Annotated in this window: 20 protein-coding genes; 1 reads left to right on the top strand and 19 read right to left on the bottom strand. The window is 61.1% G+C overall.

What is annotated here, in order from left to right; genetic code table 11:
* Nucleotides 1-23 precede the first annotated feature (23 nt).
* From H5P29_RS26655 to H5P29_RS26580, 17 genes are all read right to left on the bottom strand, one after another.
* Nucleotides 24-452, bottom strand: a complete 429-nt coding sequence (locus tag H5P29_RS26655) for a ribbon-helix-helix protein, CopG family (protein WP_154385361.1) — start codon at nucleotides 450-452, stop codon at nucleotides 24-26.
* Between the two features lie 3 nt (nucleotides 453-455).
* Nucleotides 456-2438: a conjugal transfer protein TraG gene (locus H5P29_RS26650; RefSeq protein WP_154385362.1), complete on the bottom strand. Its 1983-nt coding sequence runs from the start codon at nucleotides 2436-2438 to the stop codon at nucleotides 456-458.
* A 22-nt stretch (nucleotides 2439-2460) separates the two neighbouring features.
* Complete coding sequence (locus tag H5P29_RS26645) at nucleotides 2461-4224, bottom strand: DUF3363 domain-containing protein (RefSeq protein ID WP_154385363.1); 1764 nt, start codon at nucleotides 4222-4224, stop codon at nucleotides 2461-2463.
* Nucleotides 4225-4471: 247 nt separating this feature from the next.
* Nucleotides 4472-5257 (bottom strand): lytic transglycosylase domain-containing protein, encoded by a 786-nt coding sequence (locus tag H5P29_RS26640; protein WP_154385364.1) that lies wholly within the window; start codon nucleotides 5255-5257, stop codon nucleotides 4472-4474.
* A gap of 3 nt (nucleotides 5258-5260) precedes the next feature.
* A complete protein-coding gene (locus tag H5P29_RS26635; protein ID WP_154385365.1) occupies nucleotides 5261-5596 on the bottom strand; it encodes a DUF736 domain-containing protein in 336 nt (111 codons plus the stop codon).
* Between the two features lie 67 nt (nucleotides 5597-5663).
* Nucleotides 5664-6209 carry a S26 family signal peptidase gene (locus tag H5P29_RS26630; RefSeq protein ID WP_154385366.1) on the bottom strand — a complete coding sequence of 182 codons (546 nt, stop codon included), beginning with the start codon at nucleotides 6207-6209 and terminating at the stop codon, nucleotides 5664-5666.
* A complete protein-coding gene (locus H5P29_RS26625; protein ID WP_154385367.1) occupies nucleotides 6206-6676 on the bottom strand; it encodes a DUF2840 domain-containing protein in 471 nt (156 codons plus the stop codon). Before H5P29_RS26625 ends, H5P29_RS26630 begins: the two co-directional genes overlap by 4 nt.
* Before the next feature lie 211 nt (nucleotides 6677-6887).
* A complete protein-coding gene (locus H5P29_RS26620; protein WP_246670775.1) occupies nucleotides 6888-7673 on the bottom strand; it encodes a replication initiator protein A in 786 nt (261 codons plus the stop codon).
* Between the two features lie 113 nt (nucleotides 7674-7786).
* Nucleotides 7787-8068 carry an AlpA family transcriptional regulator gene (locus H5P29_RS26615; protein ID WP_154385369.1) on the bottom strand — a complete coding sequence of 94 codons (282 nt, stop codon included), beginning with the start codon at nucleotides 8066-8068 and terminating at the stop codon, nucleotides 7787-7789.
* A 152-nt stretch (nucleotides 8069-8220) separates the two neighbouring features.
* Nucleotides 8221-8670 carry a DUF2285 domain-containing protein gene (locus H5P29_RS32725; protein WP_246670776.1) on the bottom strand — a complete coding sequence of 150 codons (450 nt, stop codon included), beginning with the start codon at nucleotides 8668-8670 and terminating at the stop codon, nucleotides 8221-8223.
* Nucleotides 8671-8782: 112 nt separating this feature from the next.
* The gene (locus H5P29_RS32720; protein ID WP_246670777.1) at nucleotides 8783-8995 is read right to left on the bottom strand and encodes a transcriptional regulator domain-containing protein; all 213 of its coding nucleotides are present in this window, start codon (nucleotides 8993-8995) and stop codon (nucleotides 8783-8785) included.
* Between the two features lie 165 nt (nucleotides 8996-9160).
* Nucleotides 9161-10186, bottom strand: a complete 1026-nt coding sequence (locus H5P29_RS26605; protein WP_154385371.1) for a succinylglutamate desuccinylase/aspartoacylase family protein — start codon at nucleotides 10184-10186, stop codon at nucleotides 9161-9163.
* 1 nt (nucleotide 10187) lies between these two features.
* Nucleotides 10188-10937 (bottom strand): amino acid ABC transporter ATP-binding protein, encoded by a 750-nt coding sequence (locus tag H5P29_RS26600; protein ID WP_154385372.1) that lies wholly within the window; start codon nucleotides 10935-10937, stop codon nucleotides 10188-10190.
* Nucleotides 10938-11026: 89 nt separating this feature from the next.
* On the bottom strand, nucleotides 11027-11686 hold the full coding sequence (locus H5P29_RS26595; protein ID WP_185910208.1) for an amino acid ABC transporter permease: 660 nt from the start codon (nucleotides 11684-11686) through the stop codon (nucleotides 11027-11029).
* On the bottom strand, nucleotides 11676-12335 hold the full coding sequence (locus tag H5P29_RS26590) for an amino acid ABC transporter permease (RefSeq protein WP_154385373.1): 660 nt from the start codon (nucleotides 12333-12335) through the stop codon (nucleotides 11676-11678). Before H5P29_RS26590 ends, H5P29_RS26595 begins: the two co-directional genes overlap by 11 nt.
* Entirely contained in the window at nucleotides 12332-13225 is an 894-nt protein-coding gene (ehuB, locus tag H5P29_RS26585; RefSeq protein ID WP_154385374.1) for an ectoine/hydroxyectoine ABC transporter substrate-binding protein EhuB, read from the bottom strand. Before ehuB ends, H5P29_RS26590 begins: the two co-directional genes overlap by 4 nt.
* Before the next feature lie 116 nt (nucleotides 13226-13341).
* Nucleotides 13342-13974 (bottom strand): hypothetical protein, encoded by a 633-nt coding sequence (locus tag H5P29_RS26580; protein ID WP_154385375.1) that lies wholly within the window; start codon nucleotides 13972-13974, stop codon nucleotides 13342-13344.
* Nucleotides 13975-14148: 174 nt separating this feature from the next.
* On the opposite strand from H5P29_RS26580, the gene H5P29_RS26575 reads away from it, so the two are divergent.
* Nucleotides 14149-14424: a transcriptional regulator gene (locus H5P29_RS26575; RefSeq protein ID WP_154385376.1), complete on the top strand. Its 276-nt coding sequence runs from the start codon at nucleotides 14149-14151 to the stop codon at nucleotides 14422-14424.
* Between the two features lie 377 nt (nucleotides 14425-14801).
* Here the strand turns inward: H5P29_RS26575 and H5P29_RS26570 are convergent, their stop codons facing one another.
* Entirely contained in the window at nucleotides 14802-15251 is a 450-nt protein-coding gene (locus tag H5P29_RS26570) for a MucR family transcriptional regulator (RefSeq protein WP_154385377.1), read from the bottom strand.
* 513 nt (nucleotides 15252-15764) lie between these two features.
* A complete protein-coding gene (locus tag H5P29_RS26565) occupies nucleotides 15765-15971 on the bottom strand; it encodes a hypothetical protein (RefSeq protein ID WP_154385378.1) in 207 nt (68 codons plus the stop codon).
* Nucleotides 15972-16208 lie beyond the last annotated feature (237 nt).

The following is a 16208-nucleotide window of genomic DNA, read 5'->3' as shown; positions in this document are numbered from 1 at the left end:
CGCCTCAACCATCGTGGTCGCTCCTAAAGGCCGCCTTCGGTCGAGTGATGCTGATCAACATCATCTGGAATCTCTCGCAGAAAACTCTGGCCCTTCTGCAGTCGCTTGCCGAGCGTTTCGACGAAGCCTTCGAAACGCTCTCGTCCCTTGGCCTGAGCCGCGGCTTGCGCCTCAGGCGGCAGTGGCGGGGTGATCGAAAGCCAGAAGCGCACGAAAAGGGCGAGGGTTTCCGCGGTCACGCCAAGATCGCGCTCCATCCGCTGGATTTGCCTGGACAGTCGATCGAGCCGGCGTGCGAAGGCTGCTTCACGCGCATCGGCGTGATCGGGCGACAGAAACGAACTGACAGCCGCCTCTACGATGGCCGACCTGGGCAATTTCTTGCGATCGGCAAGCTCGTTGATGCGCCCGATGAGCTCCACCGGCAGGGTGAGATTGAGCCGATCACGCATGCCCTAGAGCTCCATACCGTCGCCTGGGTCGAGTGCGACCTGGCGTGCGATGCCGCTCATCTGACGGCGCAGCGCCTGACGACGCCGAACGGCGTCCTCCGGCTCGTCGTCGAGGATATGCGCGAACTCCTGAGCAGGCGTATGATCCGTGGTTTCTTTTGCGATGGCCACGTGTTCGGGGAGCTCCGGTTCGCGGCGCAGCCCCGCATTGGCGCTGTCTGGCACTTCAGCGGTTGCTGATACGGGATGGGGATCCTGCGGTAGGACTGTCGACCAGTTGTCGCGTCGGCTGGTCCTGTCCAATTCGGATGGATCCGGCGGCTCCATGACGCGTTCGCGGAAGCGCACATCCTCATAGTAGCGCGCCTTTGTTGCCCGTATCGGCGGCGTACCTGCGATCATGACGATTTCTTCGGCCGGTGGTAGTTGCATGACTTCACCGGGGGTGAGAAGGGGCCGTGCCGTTTCTGAACGCGAGACCATCAGGTGCCCGAGCCATGGCGAGAGCCTGTGGCCGGCATAGTTCTTCATCGCCTTCATTTCTGTGGCTGTGCCGAGAGCATCGGAGACGCGTTTGGCGGTCCGCTCGTCATTGGTCGCGAAACTCACCCGCACATGGCAATTGTCGAGGATCGAGTTGTTGGCGCCGTAGGCCTTTTCGATCTGATTCAGCGACTGAGCGATGAGAAAGCTCTTGATGCCGTAGCCGGCCATGAAGGCAAGCGCGGACTCAAAGAAATCGAGGCGACCGAGAGCTGGGAACTCGTCGAGCATCATGAGGATGCGATGCTTGCGTTTCGTGGTGTGCAGGTCCTCGGTGAGCCGTCGGCCGATCTGGTTGAGGACGAGGCGGATCAGTGGCTTTGTTCGGGATATGTCCGATGGCGGGACGACCATGTAGAGCGTCGTCGGCTTTGCCTCGGCTGTGAAATCCGCGATGCGCCAGTCGCAACGGCCAGTCACTTCCGCGATGACCGGATCGCGATAGAGGCCGAGGAAGGACATGGCAGTAGAGAGCACGCCGGATCGTTCGTTGTCGGATTTGTTGAGGAGCTCGCGCGCCGTCGACGCGACAACCGGATGCGGGCCGGCCTCGCCGAGATGCTTCGTCGTCATCATCGCTGCTAGCGTTGCTTCGATCGGGCGGCGTGGATCGGAGAGAAAGGCGGCGACGCCGGCAAGGGTTTTATCTTCCTCGGCATAGAGGACATGCAGGATCGCACCGACCAGAAGGGAGTGGCTGGTCTTTTCCCAGTGATTGCGTTTGTCGAGCGAACCTTCCGGGTCGACCAGAATATCGGCAACGTTCTGCACGTCGCGCACCTCCCAATCGCCGCGACGAACCTCAAGCAGGGGATTGTAGGCGGCTGATTTCGGATTGGTTGGATCGAAGAGCAGTACGCGACCATGCCTGTTACGGAAGCCGGCTGTGAGTTGCCAGTTCTCGCCCTTGATGTCGTGAACGATTGCAGAGCCCGGCCAGGTCAGGAGCGTAGGCACCACAAGGCCGACGCCCTTGCCGGAACGTGTCGGCGCAAAGCACAGCACATGCTCGGGCCCGTCATGGCGCAGATAATCGTGATCGAGCCGGCCAAGCACGACGCCGTCCGAGCCGAGAAGCCCTGCGGCCTCCACCTCCGTCCTTTGGGCCCATCTGGCAGAGCCGTAGGTCTGGACGTTCTTGGCCTCGCGAGCGCGCCAGACCGACATGCCGATGGCGACGGCGATCGCGATGAAGCCGCCTGAGGCCGCAATGAAGGCGGCCCTGTTGAAGATCTCGGGTGCGTAGGCTTCGAAGAAGTACCACCACCAGAATAACGCGGGCGGATAGTAGATCGCGACACCACCGAGCTTGAACCAGGGCGTGCCGAGCTGCGCCTGATACCCAAGCTGCCAGGCAACATATTGGGTCGCAGCCCAGGTCGTGGCGATCACGATCAGAAGGACCACTGCGATTGGCCCCCAGAGGATTTTGGTCGCTGACATGCGTGATCTCTTTCCGTGGTTGTCAGAGGCCGAGGTCGCGCTTGCGGCCGACAGTGAGTTCTATGCCGCCGCTGACCTTGGTCATGCCGGCGACATGCTGACCGAGCTTGCGATCGAGGTCGCGCGACCACGGCACGAGCTGGAAGCCGAGACCGCTATCAATCATCGCGAAGCGGCCGGACGAGAGAGCAAGCCGCTGGCGCACGACGCCCTCGACGTGCTGGCCGGCTATCGTTTTCACATGCGGCAGACCGGTCTCGGCCGAAAGCTTCTCGCCGACGGCATCGAGCTCGCGGCGGCGGAGCGTGGCGAGGAGATCTCTTTGCATGATGATACGCTGGCCGTCGCGCCGGGCGCGTCCTTGATCGGCGAGAAGTTCGGCCCGCGCCTGCATGGCCTCGCGTACCTCGCGGCCAAAACCGGCCTCCGACAGCGGCATGGCATCGCGCTCGACTAGGCGATGATCGATCCAGGTAGCACCGGGTGCTGTGACCTGCGCTTGAAGGTCGAGATCGGACCGCAACGCAAGCACCAATGTCGGGCGTTGGTCGTGCGTGCCACTGAAGTGACGGACTTCAACAATGCCGCCATTTGCGGGAGCCAGATCGAAGGCTTCGACGCCCCGGAGGCGGACATGGTGAGCACGACCGTCGACCCCATCGATGACGGCGTAGGCCTCGCCGGTCAGCTCGTCGTGAAGGCCGCGATCGACAAGTCGCCCAATGATCGGCAAGCCGGAGGTTCCGCCGTCGACCGCATAATCGCCAACGCCGCGATCCTGGCCGCGCTCGGTGAAGGCGCGGTGCATCGTCTTGATGATATCGCCGCGCATGCCGAGATCGCGCAGAGTGCGTTCAGCTTCGAGACCAACGACCCATTCTCCAGAATTGCCCTGGATGGCGAGCCCTAACTTCTCGATATGCTGGAGCCGGCCGACCATGAGGCGCCGGAGCTCCGGATCAACTGTTGCGGATCGGTCTGGCCTGAGATCGACGTAGCCGGTCTCATCGGCTGCGCGCTGGATCTCTCGGTCGATCCGCGTCCAACGCTCGGCGGTGATTTCCTTTTCAAGTGCGCTGTGGATTTCGTGCTCCGGCTTCGGGCCGAGCTCGATATCGACGAGATCGTCGGCGCGGGAGCGCAGACCGCGGCTGATATAGTCGCGAGAGACGACGAGGTCGGCGCCGACCTCGTCGACGCCGCGCACGAGCAGATGCACATGCGGGTTGTCGGTGTTCCAGTGGTCGACGGCGATCCAGTCGAGGCGGGTACCAAGATCGGCTTCCATCTGGCGCGCCAGATCTCGGGTGAAGGCCTTGAGGTCGGTCATTTCGGCTGCGTCCTCCGGCGAGACGATGAAGCGGAAATGATGCCGGTCGTCCTTGCAGCGATTGGCGAAGGCGAGATCTTCGGCACGATCGTTGTTGGCGTCGAACATCACGCCCTTCTCTCCATCTCGGCTGACGCCCTCGCGCTTGAGATACGAGACATGGGCGGAGAACGGTGCTGAACGGAATGCCCGCCCCTGATGGCGGGCGATACGCGCCTTGATGACGACGCGGCGACGCGAGGAGAAGATGCGGGAGCGTCCGAAGACATTGCGCCCGCGTCCGAAGGTCGAGCGGCCGAGCCGGTTTCCCGCCTTGCTTAAGGGGGCGCCGCCGGAGATGTGGCCGGCGCGCTTGGCCGCGGTGAGGACCTGATTGACGAAGCTCTTGGTCCTCGGCGCCTTCGTCGAACGAATGCTCCCTGGCTGGATGCGGAAGTCGCGGTCACCCTCGCTCATGACTATGCCCGCGGTTGTGAGCGGAGGCTGGTCGTGCATCTCGAAGCATTGAAAACATTGGAACAATTCGGGCAGCATGCCCGCGACCGCCCGGCATGCACCGGAAAACGCAAGCCATGCCAATGGCTTAACGCATTTCGGGCATACGCTTTTATCTCGCCGTCCTCTGTCGTTTCTCCAGCACCAACGCCGTACATTGCCCAGCGCTGCCGGATGCCCGCCACACACCGCCATTCTGCGACGACAGTCAAAACGGGTCTCCCATACCGGTGCGCGCGGCGAAGAGGCAGTTCGAGCGCGGCTTGATGGCAATGGCATCGGGCATAACGGAGCGCTCCGCGGCTGCACTATTCTCGCGCTCGAACGGCGTCGGCTCAGTGCCGGCGGCGGCTCGAACGAAAAGCGGCGAGCTGGGCCACGGCAGCGTTGCCGCACCGCCAGATGCCACCGGCGTCGACGCCCACTCGGTGAATGAACCGCCGTCGATCAGAGGGGAAAGTGTTTCGACATAGGCCAGGGTTTCGGCCGGTAAAGGGTGTCCGTTGAGATAGGCTTCGTAGCGTGCCGGCCCCGCATTATATGCGGCGAGGAAACCAGGAGAGCCGAAGCGATCGTGCATCTCACGCAGATAGGCGGTGCCCGCCAGGATGTTGTCGCGCGGATCGAACGGGTCCTGTCCGAGAAGCCATCGGGCGCGTAGCTCGTCCCAGGTACCAGGCATGATCTGCATCAGGCCAAGCGCGCCGGCGCTGGACACGGCGCGCTCGTCGCCTGCGCTTTCCTTGCCTAAGACGGCGTGTATCCAAGCAGCCGGAACTGCGAAGCGTCGAGAAGCTTCGGCGATGTGGGCGGCGTAAGGATCAGTGGGTACCGCGTTGGCTTGGGCGATGCACGGGCCGACCGAGCAGGCTGACAAAAGGAGGCCGGAAAGAAGACGAAGCGCGAACCGGCGAACCGGATGTCGCTGTCCGGCGACCGATCGGCTGCGCGTTGGGCGCAGCCGAGAAGCGATAGAAACGTTGCGGCAGGGCATGACTCAAGCCGTCTCGCTGCGGTCGCGTGGACGGCTCCAGTGCAACGACCATGCGGTTGCGTCGTCACTATTCCGGAAAAGGCGTGCGCGGATCGGTTCGTGGAAGGTCGGGTCGTCGAACTGCAACGAGACATACTCCCCTGCCTTCTCGCTGGCGCGTGTCCAGCCTGCGCCGATCTCCGGTCCGTCATCGGTGCCGCGCAGCACGCGATAGTCGGGTGTGTTGTCACCGTCGCCTGGCTCGCTCGGAACGATGGTGAGTTCGAGGTCGAGCGTGAATGTGTGGATGCGGCCTGAGAAGCTGCCTCCTTCGCGCATGAACTGTCCGATCTGTGGCATGGATAACTTCCTTGCTGGTTTGGCGGTGGTGGGAGTGGCGGCGAAACGTAAGCCGCCGCTGGCGCGCTCACCGCGTTGACGCGCGCCATTCGAAGCGGCCGTCACCTTCCTCGTCGGTCCAAAGAGGGATGGCGCGGCCGAAGATGCGGTCGAGGGAAGTCGGGCCGAAGTAGCGGCCGTCCAGGCTGTCGCGGACCTCCCAGTTCATGAGGAAGATTTCGCCGCTGGAGATGCTCAGGCATCCGCGCCAGGCCGGCAGTGGACGGCCCGCACGATCGTGCTCAAGCGCGGTTCCAGCCTCGATGCCGTCGACGGTGATGAGGACGTTTGTGCGGCAGACGGTTTGCCCGGAGACCGCGCGAACACGCTTGAGTAGCGGCAGGCCTTTCGGCAGATAGCCACGCGCGGCGAGGAAGGTCGCGAGAGGCTCCGGCGCATCGACGGCGACTAGATCCGTGACTTCGAGGGAGCTATTGAAATCGAGGGCGTAGAGGCCGATCGGTGCGCTGGCCGAGACGTTCCAGATCAGCCTGATCGGCATCGGCGCGAGCGCCGGATAGCCGACGCTTGCCGTCGCGAGTGCGGTCGTGAGGAGGATACCGAAACGGCTCATGGCTTCACCCTCAAGCGTTGAAGGAAGCCCCGATGCTGCTCGAGCGTGTACGACCGCGGCTCTAGGCCCGCTGTCATTCGGTTATGAATGTGTCGCCAGTGATCGGGCGATACGGCTTCGGGATCGATGCCCAGACGTTCAATTGCATCTATGACCTGAAGCACGCGCTCGACCTTGGGCCAGCTATCGACCTTGAGCAGGATGTCGCCGCCTGGACGCACGAATGGCAGCGTCTGATAGGCTTCGCCGCGTGCGACCGCCCGAACAATATCGATCCTTGAGATCACTGTGCCGAAGTCATTGGAAGCCCAACGGACGAAGGCGAAGATCGTGCCGGGCTGGAAAAAGAGGAGGCGACGGCGGCGATCTATACGTTGTTCGTGTGCTGCCTGACCGAAGCGGATCCAGTACTCGATCTTCTTCTCGACAAAGGTCAGCTCGACATGGGTGAGGAGCGCGACGTTCATGACGCGCCCTCCACCAGCGTGGAGTGGTCGTCCTCATCCTTGCGACAGCAGGGGAGCGTTAGAAAGATTCTGAAAGAATCTGGGTTAGTGACGTTACGCCGACCGCAAGGCACTGAAAGACGGCGAGGAATCGTCAGTTCCAGTCCCTGATAGCACGAGGATCGGGTCCCCGATGGCACGATAGGGGCAGTCCCCAATAGCACGAGCGTATTCACAGCTTATCCCCGAAGCGCGCTGATGATTTCCGAGCCGGGCGCGGTGAGGCGGCAGGATTGGTGGCGACGAAGGTGAGGACATCCGGTCCGTCGACCTGGAGTTCGATGCCGAGGCGGTAGCCAGGCAGCGGTTGTCGTCGGGCAATGTCGCGCAGGTCGTATGCGAAGTGCTTGAGCGGTGAGAGGCTGCCGGACTTGTGGTGCAGATGGGCGAAGTCGAATCTCCAGCCGAAGGGCTGGTGTCCGCCATGCTTGCGCACGATGCGGTACAGCCAACGCTCGAGGCCCCCGGTCAGATCGAAATAGGCTCGGTCGATGGTGAGCACGAGCGCGTCGTCGAGGACGGCGCGATAGAACCAATCCGGCAAGATCAGTTCGACGCCGACTGGGCGTCCATCCCGGTCGGTCCGCTCTTGCCATTCATTCAGCCAGGAGAAGCGATGGCGCCGGCCCTCGGCCGGCTGACGGATGGAGGTCGCGATCGTGGTAGACTGGAGACGATCGAGGGCAGCTTTCAGGCGCTGATAGTCACGTGAGCTGACGCCGCGTCCGGTAAAGGTCAGGATCTCGTAGGGCGTCGTAGCCATCAGTCGTGAAGTTCGGAGTCCGGCATCGCGGGCGTTGACGATCTGGCTGGCCGCCCAGATCAGGATGTCTGCGTCCCAGATCGTTGCCATGCCGTGATCCGGCACGGCCTCGACCCGGATGGTTACGCCGCCGGCCTTGAAGTCGATGGGTTCTGTCCGTTTCGACTTTGCGAGGGAAAAGAATGGATAGGCCATGAGATCCTGTGCATCGCGGGGAGCGAAGTCGCCGGGGAGCGCATGGAACAGATCAAGCTGTCCGCGCTCCGAAGGTGGACAAGTACGCGCCGTCAAGGGGAAGAGCCGAGCGATCAGCGGGCCAATCGGCCGGCATGTGCCGCGGGGATGAGAGAATGGCGTTTGGCGGGCAGGACGGTACCTCGCGGGTCGGAGGTTGAGGTCATGGCTCCGCGATGTGCCCAGGCCTGGAGATCGTCGATTGAGTAGACGACCCGGCCGCCGAGTTTGCGATAGCCTGGGCCCGTTCCGTAGGTGCGGTGCTTTTCCAGAGTCCTGGCCGACAGGCTCAGAAACGTGGCGGCTTCCTTGGTGCGCAGAAAGCGCGGTGGCAAGCCGGCGTTTCGACCGTTCATCGGGATATCTCCATCGCGTTTGTGAGAGCCGCAGGGATAAAGCGGCGGACAAGGGCGATGATGGAGAAGGGCTCCGGCGTTGTTCAGGTGCGAAATGGATGGGGCCTATTTCGCACTGACAGGTACACGGCTGCAGCACTTGGCACCGGCATTCAGGTGTCGCGCCGCCGGAACCGCAGGAGCTTGCGGTAGCCGCCTTCAATCATTCTGTAGCCATCGCGAATGAGGCGCAGCGTTGCGTAACGAAATGGCGAATCTTGCCAGTCCTCAGCGACGATGAAGCGGGGACCGAACAGGGCGTGGGCTATGTCGAAATGGGAGGCCCCTTCGATGCGGCCGTCGAGAGCGCGAAGCATATGGCCGAGACGAGTGCGTTGCGATGACGTCAGGCGTTTATCAGGCACTCTGCTTCCCTTGGACGATCTGACAAATCTATCCAGCGATAACAGTCGTTCGGATACCTTTGCGTCGAGGGGTACTATCGCAGCCAGGGGTTGCGCAGGGTCGGTGCCGTAAAGCAGCGCGATCTGGCAGCTATTTGCTGTCGAGAGGGTACGCAGGTGTTCACCGAGCTCGTCACGCTTTGAAGCCGCCGGCGGCAAAGTGGCGACGATGTCCGCGTCGTCTGCCAGCAGCGGCGGCGTGTTGATGAGCAGGATAACACCCGGATCGACCTCGGGTGTCCAGTAAACCGGCTGCTTGGTTGCCGGGCGATCAGGATTTGCTGGAAAATCGAAGCCCCCACTGCGACCGCAGTTCGTTCGGGGACATGGAATTCGGCGCGGGGTTGATTTGCTGCATGTCTGCGAATTCGCGCTGGTAGGTTGGATTGCGGCGGAGGAATTCCCAGGCGAGGGCATCAGGAGTGACGTTGCTTATGAAGTCGTAGGCCTGCGAGCTGCGCCACTCAGACGAATCCGGCTTCATGCATCCTCCTGCGATTTGCGGACCATCCCCGTAATGCAGTGGAAAAGCAGAGAGAATCCCGGAAAACCGGGATTGACCGGAAGTGATTGATGGGCTGTGCGCCTACCTCAGGCTGTCGAATGAGGTCGGCGCCCGACCTCTTGAGGCTTTGTCATGTGCTGCCACTCAATTAGCCCCGACGTCGGTCACAAGCTTGAACAGGCAGTCACCGGGAGCGGCGAGGGCCGGTGCACGGCGGCAGGCGACGAGGCCGGACTGCGCGAAACGGATTTCTTCAGGCGCTCTGTGGGGGCCTTCGAGCGGAAAAAGGAAGCCTGCGGATTGGCCAGCTTCGACAGAGTCGCCGAGTTCGACAGCAGGTTCGAAGATGCCGTGAATGGGGGCATATGTGAACGCCCCCCTCCCGGTGACCTGCATCAACCGAACAGGCGGCGGCGATTTGGTTTCGGCATTGGGCAAAATGCCCATATGCTTGAAGATGCGGTAGAGGCCTTGGCTCGCCACAGCCTCACCCGCGCTTGAGAAGGTGCCGCCACCACCAAGTTCGGTTGTGAGGGTTGGCACGCCAAGAGCTTGGGCAACTGCAGAAAGAGTGGTTGCCCCACCGCCACCGGTGCCGTCGCTGATGGATCCGATCGGGGCGCCGAAGACTTTCATGAGTTCCATGAGCCTTGCGGTCTCGGCCCCGGTTTTGCCAGCGCGTATCAGGCAGCAGGAAAGATATGATAGGGATCTTCCGCCTGAGTGCAGGTCAACGACGATGTCGGCCATCGACAGCAGAACCGAGCTGACATAGTGGGCGATCATCTGGGTTGGGGTGCCGTTCGCCTCGCCCGGGAACAGCCGGTTGAGATTGCCTTCGTCGAGAGGGGAGAGGCGTCGCCCCGCAACGACGGCGGGATAATTGAGCGCAGGCAAAATGAGGATACGGCCGCGCACGTCGCGGGGTTCGACCTGCCGAGCCAGCTTGCTCAAAACAACCTGGCCCTCATATTCGTCGCCATGATTGCCGGCAATCAGCAGTGCGGTCGGGCCCTCGCCATTTCTGATGCAGGTGATCGGGATTGGAATGACGCCATAGGCGGACTGGTCCGTCGAGAACGGCAGTCGCAGCCAGTCGTGCTGCTTGCCGTCCTGGTCGAAGTCAACAGTTGTCCAGATGCGCGTCTCGCCCGCCGGCGCCATCTCCATGTCAGTGCAACAGGGTGTTGAGGAAGGACCGGGCGCGGGGATGGTTGGGTGTCGAAAAGAACGCCACTGGCGAGGCCTGCTCGACAATGCTGCCCTGATCCATGAACACGACCTGATCGGCAACCTCGCGGGCAAAACCCATCTCATGGGTGACACAGATCATCGTCATGCCCTCGTGAGCCAGTCCGGTCATGACGTCGAGCACCTCCTTGACCATTTCGGGATCGAGCGCGGAGGTTGGCTCGTCAAACAGCATCAGGCGCGGGTTCATGCAGAGCGCACGCGCAATCGCCACCCGCTGCTGCTGTCCGCCTGACAGCTGCGCAGGGTACTTGCCGGCTTGTTCGGGAATGCGGACCTTTTCCAGGAAATGCCGCGCCAGGCTCTCGGCTTCGTTGCGCGGCATGCGAAGGACACGGCGAATGGCGAGCGTGCAGTTCGACAATACCGTCAGATGCGGAAACAGGTTGAAGCTCTGGAACACCATGCCGGTCTGCCTGCGGGCGAGTGCTGTCTCCCTGGCATTATCGCCCAGCCGGGTCGTGCCCAGCGTCACTGTTCCCTGCTGGTAGGCTTCAAGCCCGTTCAGGCAGCGGATCAGGGTGGACTTGCCCGAACCGGAGGGTCCACAGATCACAAAGCGGGATCCGCTTGGAATGGTGAGGTTGACCTCCTTCAACACATGGAAGGTGCCATACCACTTATTGAGCGAGGAGATCTGGACGGCAGGTTTGTCGTCTGTCTGGGTCATGGGGTCTCTCTACAGTTCGCTTGAAAGCAGCGAGCTAGGTGTCTGGTTTTGTGAGGACGTCATCGGCCATCGGGCTACCGGTCGCTCGGCTATCTCATTGTCGGCCCAAGCAGCCTGATCTCGAGCCGTTTGATGGCTTGCGAGATGAGGAGTGCAAGGCCGAGGAAGATCAGGCCGGCCACCGTCAGCGGCTCGGCGTAACGATAGGTGTCGGATGCGATGTCAAAGGCACGGCCCAGCATCTCCGGCACCGCAAGCACGGCCAGATAGGGCGTCGCCTTCAAGATCGAGACGAAGTAGTTGCCCATGGGTGCTGCGATGTTGCGCAGCATCTGCGGGGCGATGACAAAGATGGTCATATCGATCCTGCCGAGACCCAGTGCCCTTGCGGCCTCCGCCTGGCCATTGGGAATGGCATCGATGCCCGCCTTGAACACCTCCGCGAGATAGCCGCTGTAATAGAGGCTGAGCCCGATCATGCCTGTGGCAAGCGCACCAAGGCGAATGCCGTAGAACGGCAAGATGAAATACAGGCAGTAGAGCCAGACCAGAACCGGCGTTGCCCGGATGAAGTCGATCACGAAGCGTACGAACAGGCCGCCCCAGCCTCCGGAGCGGCGGATGAGCTCGAAGCCGAAGCCGACTGCGGAGGCTCCAACGCAGCTGACGGCTGCCACCAGCAGCGTCATGCTGATGGCACCAAGGATGGTTGGCACGGTCGAAAGCGCAAAGGCTATATCAAACTGCACGACGCGCCTCCCTTGCCGGATTGATCCGTTGCTCGACCCAGCGCCCGAACAGGGCGACCGGATAGCAGACGATGAAGTAGGCGAGCAGCAGCGAGCTGTAGATCGGTACGGGGTCGTACTCGATCTGCGAGATCTCCTTGGCGCGGAAGGTCATGTCGGTGAGCGTGACTAGTGAGACAAGCGATGTCGCCTTCACCAGCTGGATGAGCTGGTTGATGAAGGTCGGGCTCATCGCCACCAGCGCCTGCGGCAGTTCGATGCGCAACAGGATGGTGGCGCGCGACAGTCCAAGCGCGTGGCCAGCTTCTTTCTGGCCACGGTCCAGCGCCTGCAGGCCGGCTCTGACGGCCTGGCTGGCATAACCGCCAATGTTGAGCCCGAGCACCATGGCACTGACTGTCATCGCCGACAGTGCCAGTCCGGCGATAGGCAGCGCATAATAGAACACAAAGAGCAGGATGATGACGGCGGAGCTGCGCCAGAACTCGATGACCGACGTTACCACGAACCGCACCGGGCCGGTGGACATGTATTGGGCAACGCCGAAGATGAGTCCGAAGGGAATGGCAAAGACAAGGCCGTAGAGCGTCACCAGAGCGGTGACGCGAAATCCCTGAAGGATACCGAGCCAGATCTCGAGGATGCTCATTTGCCGGCACCGGACGTGCCACCACCACAGAGCTTCTCGACGGTGACGGTATCGGGCACGATCTCGGTCTCGCCAAAGCCATATCTGGCCATGACCTTGGTGACCGTACCGTCCTTCGTCAGGGCAACAAGCCTCTCATCCCACAACGCTCGCAGGTCCTCGTCTTCGCTGCGAAAGGCGACAGCGGCATATGTGGCCTGTTCGTCTGTCGTCACGAAGGGGGTGGCACTCTCCAGGCCCTGAAGCTTCCCACTCGCAAACAGCCCTATTGCGGTGGGAGACGACAGCACTGTCACATCGATGCGGCCCGAGCGCAGGGCCGAGATGTTCGCTTCAATGTCGGGGAACAGCAGCATGTTGCTTTCCGGCACGCCGGCTGCAGTCGCATTCCTGACCGACACACTGCCGCGGCCGGCACCCATGATGATCTTCTGACTGACGATATCTTCGAAGCCATGGATCTGTTTTGGATTACCGGCGAGCACAATGGCTGAGTCACGCACCTTCAGATCGGGTGCTCCGAAGGCGACCTGCCGGCAGCGCTCCGGGGTGATGGAAAGACCTGATGCAACAGCATCGAAGCGGCCGGCGAGCAGCCCAGGGATCAGGGCGCCGAACTCGGTGACCCTGATGTCGAGCTCCTTGACGCCGAGTTCGGAAAAGGCAGCCCGCAACAGGTCCGGATGCCATCCCTTGGCCTCACCTGTGGCTTCATCGCGAAAACCCCATGGCGTCCGGTTGTGGATGCCGATGACGATCTTGCCTTCGCGCAGGACACGCTCTTTCGTCGTCTCGGCAAAGGCCGTGCCGCCAGGCATGACGAAGATCAGCGCAAGCAATGCGCCCCACATGAGGGCAAGCCGCAGGCGTACAGAACTTCTGAAGGTCATTCTCTCTCTCCCATTGTTGTAAAATGTGCCTCCCGCCGATGCAGGCGCGCTGGTGCGCGGCCGCGTGGCATTGCAGTCTCGCCTCCTGCGATCCTGCAAAGGCCCTGCGTTCAGCTTCACCGTGGATGGCTTTTGATGGTCGTCTTGCTGTCGGACACGGATGGGTGAAGGTCATTGGCCTCAGTGTCCAAGCCGCCGCCCAATGCTTTGAGGTCCGCCAAGACCGACTGGATTTGCGGCCAAGGGAAGGCCGACATATCCCCCATGTTCTCGCCACCGCCGACGATAATCTTCAGTTTGGCGATCACTCCGGCAAATGACTGAGCGGGAGTGGTGGCAACAGCGTCGAGGATTTCTTCTTCGGCCTCAACAGCTTGCGCCTCGGCAGCACGGGCTCGTGAGTAACCGACCTCCACATCGAGCTCGTCCCAACGTGCCTGACGAGCGGCCAGCACCGATGCTTGCTGCATCCTCTGGTCGTCCGTTTCAGGTCCTTCATCGGGCTTAGGAGAAGCCAGGGCGTTCCTGATCCTTATCTCGAGGCGCTGCTGAAGCCGGCACAAAACCACCGCCATGTGGTGCGCCTGCTCCCACTCCTGAAAAAGAACAACACACGGATCGAGCGGTGCACGCAAACGCGCAGCATGTACAAAACCGCCAACTACCCCATCGTCATCCACAGCACAGCTCTTCCTTCGTCCCCTTTGGATGACGAAAGGCAAAGCTGTGGTATTGTCGGAATCAGCCATGATCCGAGCTCCAACCAGCTTGGGTTTGGTCAGGTTGAACAGGGTGTTAGCGCACCTTGTTCAACCGCATCACCACCTACCAAAAGGCTCACAGATGACCTGTGGTCCCCTCCGGCACAAGCGGAATTATGATGCCAGAAGTACTATATGATGCCAAAAGTATAGTCAACCCGCATGGATGAAGACAAGACGTCCGGCACCTTGGTTCTGACGAGCGAACATGTACGTGCCGCAAGGGCCTTGTTGCGTTGGGATCAAAAGACTTTGTCAGAGAAGTCGAAAGTATCGGTTCCGACGATAAAACGGCTCGAGCCGATCTCCGGGCCGCTTAAGGCAAACAAAGTAACTTGTGACGCACTTCAGCGAGCTCTGGAGCAAGCAGGTGTAGAATTCATTGCAGAAAACGGTGGCGGTGTTGGCGTCCGCCTCATCCATAGCTATCGCACGTAGTGAACGAAGGTTGGAGGGCACGCCAACTGCGGCCGGGCGGGGTGGGGGTTAGCCACAGCTGGCGCTAAGCTCATGTGTTGCCTTGGGGGGCGGCAGGAGCCTGCCCGCAAATTAGATATAGCTAACGCAAGGTCAACCAACGCAAGCGTGTCTGGGGCGACATTTCGCGCAACTTGCGAATGCCTAGGCTTTCAGCCCCGCCAATCCTGGCCGAGCATCGTTCGGGTGATTTCCCCTACATCTGTACTCGAACCGGAACTATCGGAAGCTAGGCGCTGACAAACAGGCGCGATTTCCGGCCTTGCGCCTAGATAATCAACGAGCGACCTGGCTGTGGTGCTGCATCCTGAGAGGACCCGAGTACGTGGGAGACGCAGCTACGCCTTCGTCTTGCGTCCAGCCCGCTTTGCCGGTTTCTTTTCAGCAGGCTTGCGGCCAAGACCAAAGCTCTTGGCCATTTGTGATCGATGGGCCGAATAGCTAGGCGCAACCATTGGATAATCCGCCGCCAGCCCCCACTTGGCGCGATACTGGTCAGGCGTCAGACCGCGAATGGTGAGGTGACGCTTCAGCGTCTTGTACTGCTTGCCGTCCTCGAGGCTGATCAGGTAGTCGGGCGTGACGGACTTCTTGATCGATGTCCGCGGCGTCAATGGCACTTCTACCAGCGCTGCCGGCGCGCCAAGAGTGCTGATGCTGGAATGGATTTGGGCAATCAAGCCAGGCAGTTCTCCTGCCGGGACGGGATTGTTCGAAACATAGGCTGCGACGATATCGGCAGTGAGCTCAATCAGCTGATTATTGGGCTTTAGCAATACTTCAGTCATCACATTCCCTCCGGCGGATAAGCCCCCATGCCTTTTCGGTAGCGGACTTTTGTCAGCAGCGAAACACAAATGTGTCATGAGGTTGCCGTTCAATTGCCTAAATCGAGTCCAGAGAATTATTACAATGCTCGAGCGGGTAAGGTTCAGCTGGAGCACGTCTAAGCCGGCCGTCCTGGTTCTAGGCGGCGCGGCCGGTAGTAAACCGCTGGCTAATGTGAACAGCGTTGCTGGATGGCACTAATGCGCCCGTGACTGGACGGCCAAACGGCCGGATACGCCCGTTTCACAACGCCCCATAAGAAGCAGCGTATAAAGCGAAGACCCCGGACCGTCTGCCAGGACGGCAATGCCGGGAGGTGGTCGAAGCAAATTCGCGGCCATTCGCTCGGTTAACAAGGTGACCTAAGGAGGTTCAGCATAGCGCCGCGCAGCGGGAACCGGGGTGATCACCTCCGACGAATGGTCCATATGGAGCCTTGCGTCAGGAAGTCTTCATCCTTGACCATCGATTATTCATGCGTGGCGTTGCGCGCACCAGTTCGCGGGCAAATGTTTGGGTCTGGCCATGGTGAGGCCGGCCCGAAGTGCCTCTTGCAAATCTGATGTAACGTATGCCGTTTCGGGGGCTCCGGAAAAATGATTGACCCGAATGCTGTCGCCTCTCTTGCTGATCATGATGCCGACTAGCCTTAGCTGCTCCTGCACCTCGCGATATTTCATTGGCTGTACTCCCCGCCATTGCCTGAATGCCCCAAAGCAAAGTTAGTCAGCACTAAAATGAACTGCTGGGTAAGGGTCGAGCCAATCAATGAGAATTCACGAAAGGGTGCGCCCGCACTTTTGGGTTTGGAGGCGCTAATTCTGTACCGTCAATTCGACCAACGACGTCTTTAGCATGGATCGTGAAGTGCCAGCGAACAGGCGAACGAGCATCTTGATCGAGCGACCGGAATTGTA

It is taken from the genome of Aminobacter sp. MDW-2 (assembly GCF_014250155.1).
Taxonomy (GTDB): Bacteria; Pseudomonadota; Alphaproteobacteria; order Rhizobiales; family Rhizobiaceae; genus Aminobacter; species Aminobacter ciceronei.
The sequence above is the reverse complement of the archived record's forward strand: the minus strand, read 5'-3'. Positions and strand labels throughout refer to the sequence as shown.

Bases quoted from the DNA above. Each gene is read 5' to 3' on its own strand.
- H5P29_RS26655 (WP_154385361.1), bottom strand. From the start codon at position 452: ATGCGTGATCGGCTCAATCTCACCCTGCCGGTGGAGCTCATCGGGCGC.
- H5P29_RS26650 (WP_154385362.1), bottom strand. From the start codon at position 2,438: ATGTCAGCGACCAAAATCCTCTGGGGGCCAATCGCAGTGGTCCTTCTG.
- H5P29_RS26645 (WP_154385363.1), bottom strand. From the start codon at position 4,224: ATGAGCGAGGGTGACCGCGACTTCCGCATCCAGCCAGGGAGCATTCGT.
- H5P29_RS26640 (WP_154385364.1), bottom strand. From the start codon at position 5,257: ATGCCCTGCCGCAACGTTTCTATCGCTTCTCGGCTGCGCCCAACGCGC.
- H5P29_RS26635 (WP_154385365.1), bottom strand. From the start codon at position 5,596: ATGCCACAGATCGGACAGTTCATGCGCGAAGGAGGCAGCTTCTCAGGC.
- H5P29_RS26630 (WP_154385366.1), bottom strand. From the start codon at position 6,209: ATGAGCCGTTTCGGTATCCTCCTCACGACCGCACTCGCGACGGCAAGC.
- H5P29_RS26625 (WP_154385367.1), bottom strand. From the start codon at position 6,676: ATGAACGTCGCGCTCCTCACCCATGTCGAGCTGACCTTTGTCGAGAAG.
- H5P29_RS26620 (WP_246670775.1), bottom strand. From the start codon at position 7,673: ATGGCCTATCCATTCTTTTCCCTCGCAAAGTCGAAACGGACAGAACCC.
- H5P29_RS26615 (WP_154385369.1), bottom strand. From the start codon at position 8,068: ATGAACGGTCGAAACGCCGGCTTGCCACCGCGCTTTCTGCGCACCAAG.
- H5P29_RS32720 (WP_246670777.1), bottom strand. From the start codon at position 8,995: ATGAAGCCGGATTCGTCTGAGTGGCGCAGCTCGCAGGCCTACGACTTC.
- H5P29_RS26605 (WP_154385371.1), bottom strand. From the start codon at position 10,186: ATGGAGATGGCGCCGGCGGGCGAGACGCGCATCTGGACAACTGTTGAC.
- H5P29_RS26600 (WP_154385372.1), bottom strand. From the start codon at position 10,937: ATGACCCAGACAGACGACAAACCTGCCGTCCAGATCTCCTCGCTCAAT.
- H5P29_RS26590 (WP_154385373.1), bottom strand. From the start codon at position 12,335: ATGAGCATCCTCGAGATCTGGCTCGGTATCCTTCAGGGATTTCGCGTC.
- ehuB (WP_154385374.1), bottom strand. From the start codon at position 13,225: ATGACCTTCAGAAGTTCTGTACGCCTGCGGCTTGCCCTCATGTGGGGC.
- H5P29_RS26580 (WP_154385375.1), bottom strand. From the start codon at position 13,974: ATGGCTGATTCCGACAATACCACAGCTTTGCCTTTCGTCATCCAAAGG.
- H5P29_RS26575 (WP_154385376.1), top strand. From the start codon at position 14,149: ATGGATGAAGACAAGACGTCCGGCACCTTGGTTCTGACGAGCGAACAT.
- H5P29_RS26570 (WP_154385377.1), bottom strand. From the start codon at position 15,251: ATGACTGAAGTATTGCTAAAGCCCAATAATCAGCTGATTGAGCTCACT.
- H5P29_RS26565 (WP_154385378.1), bottom strand. From the start codon at position 15,971: ATGAAATATCGCGAGGTGCAGGAGCAGCTAAGGCTAGTCGGCATCATG.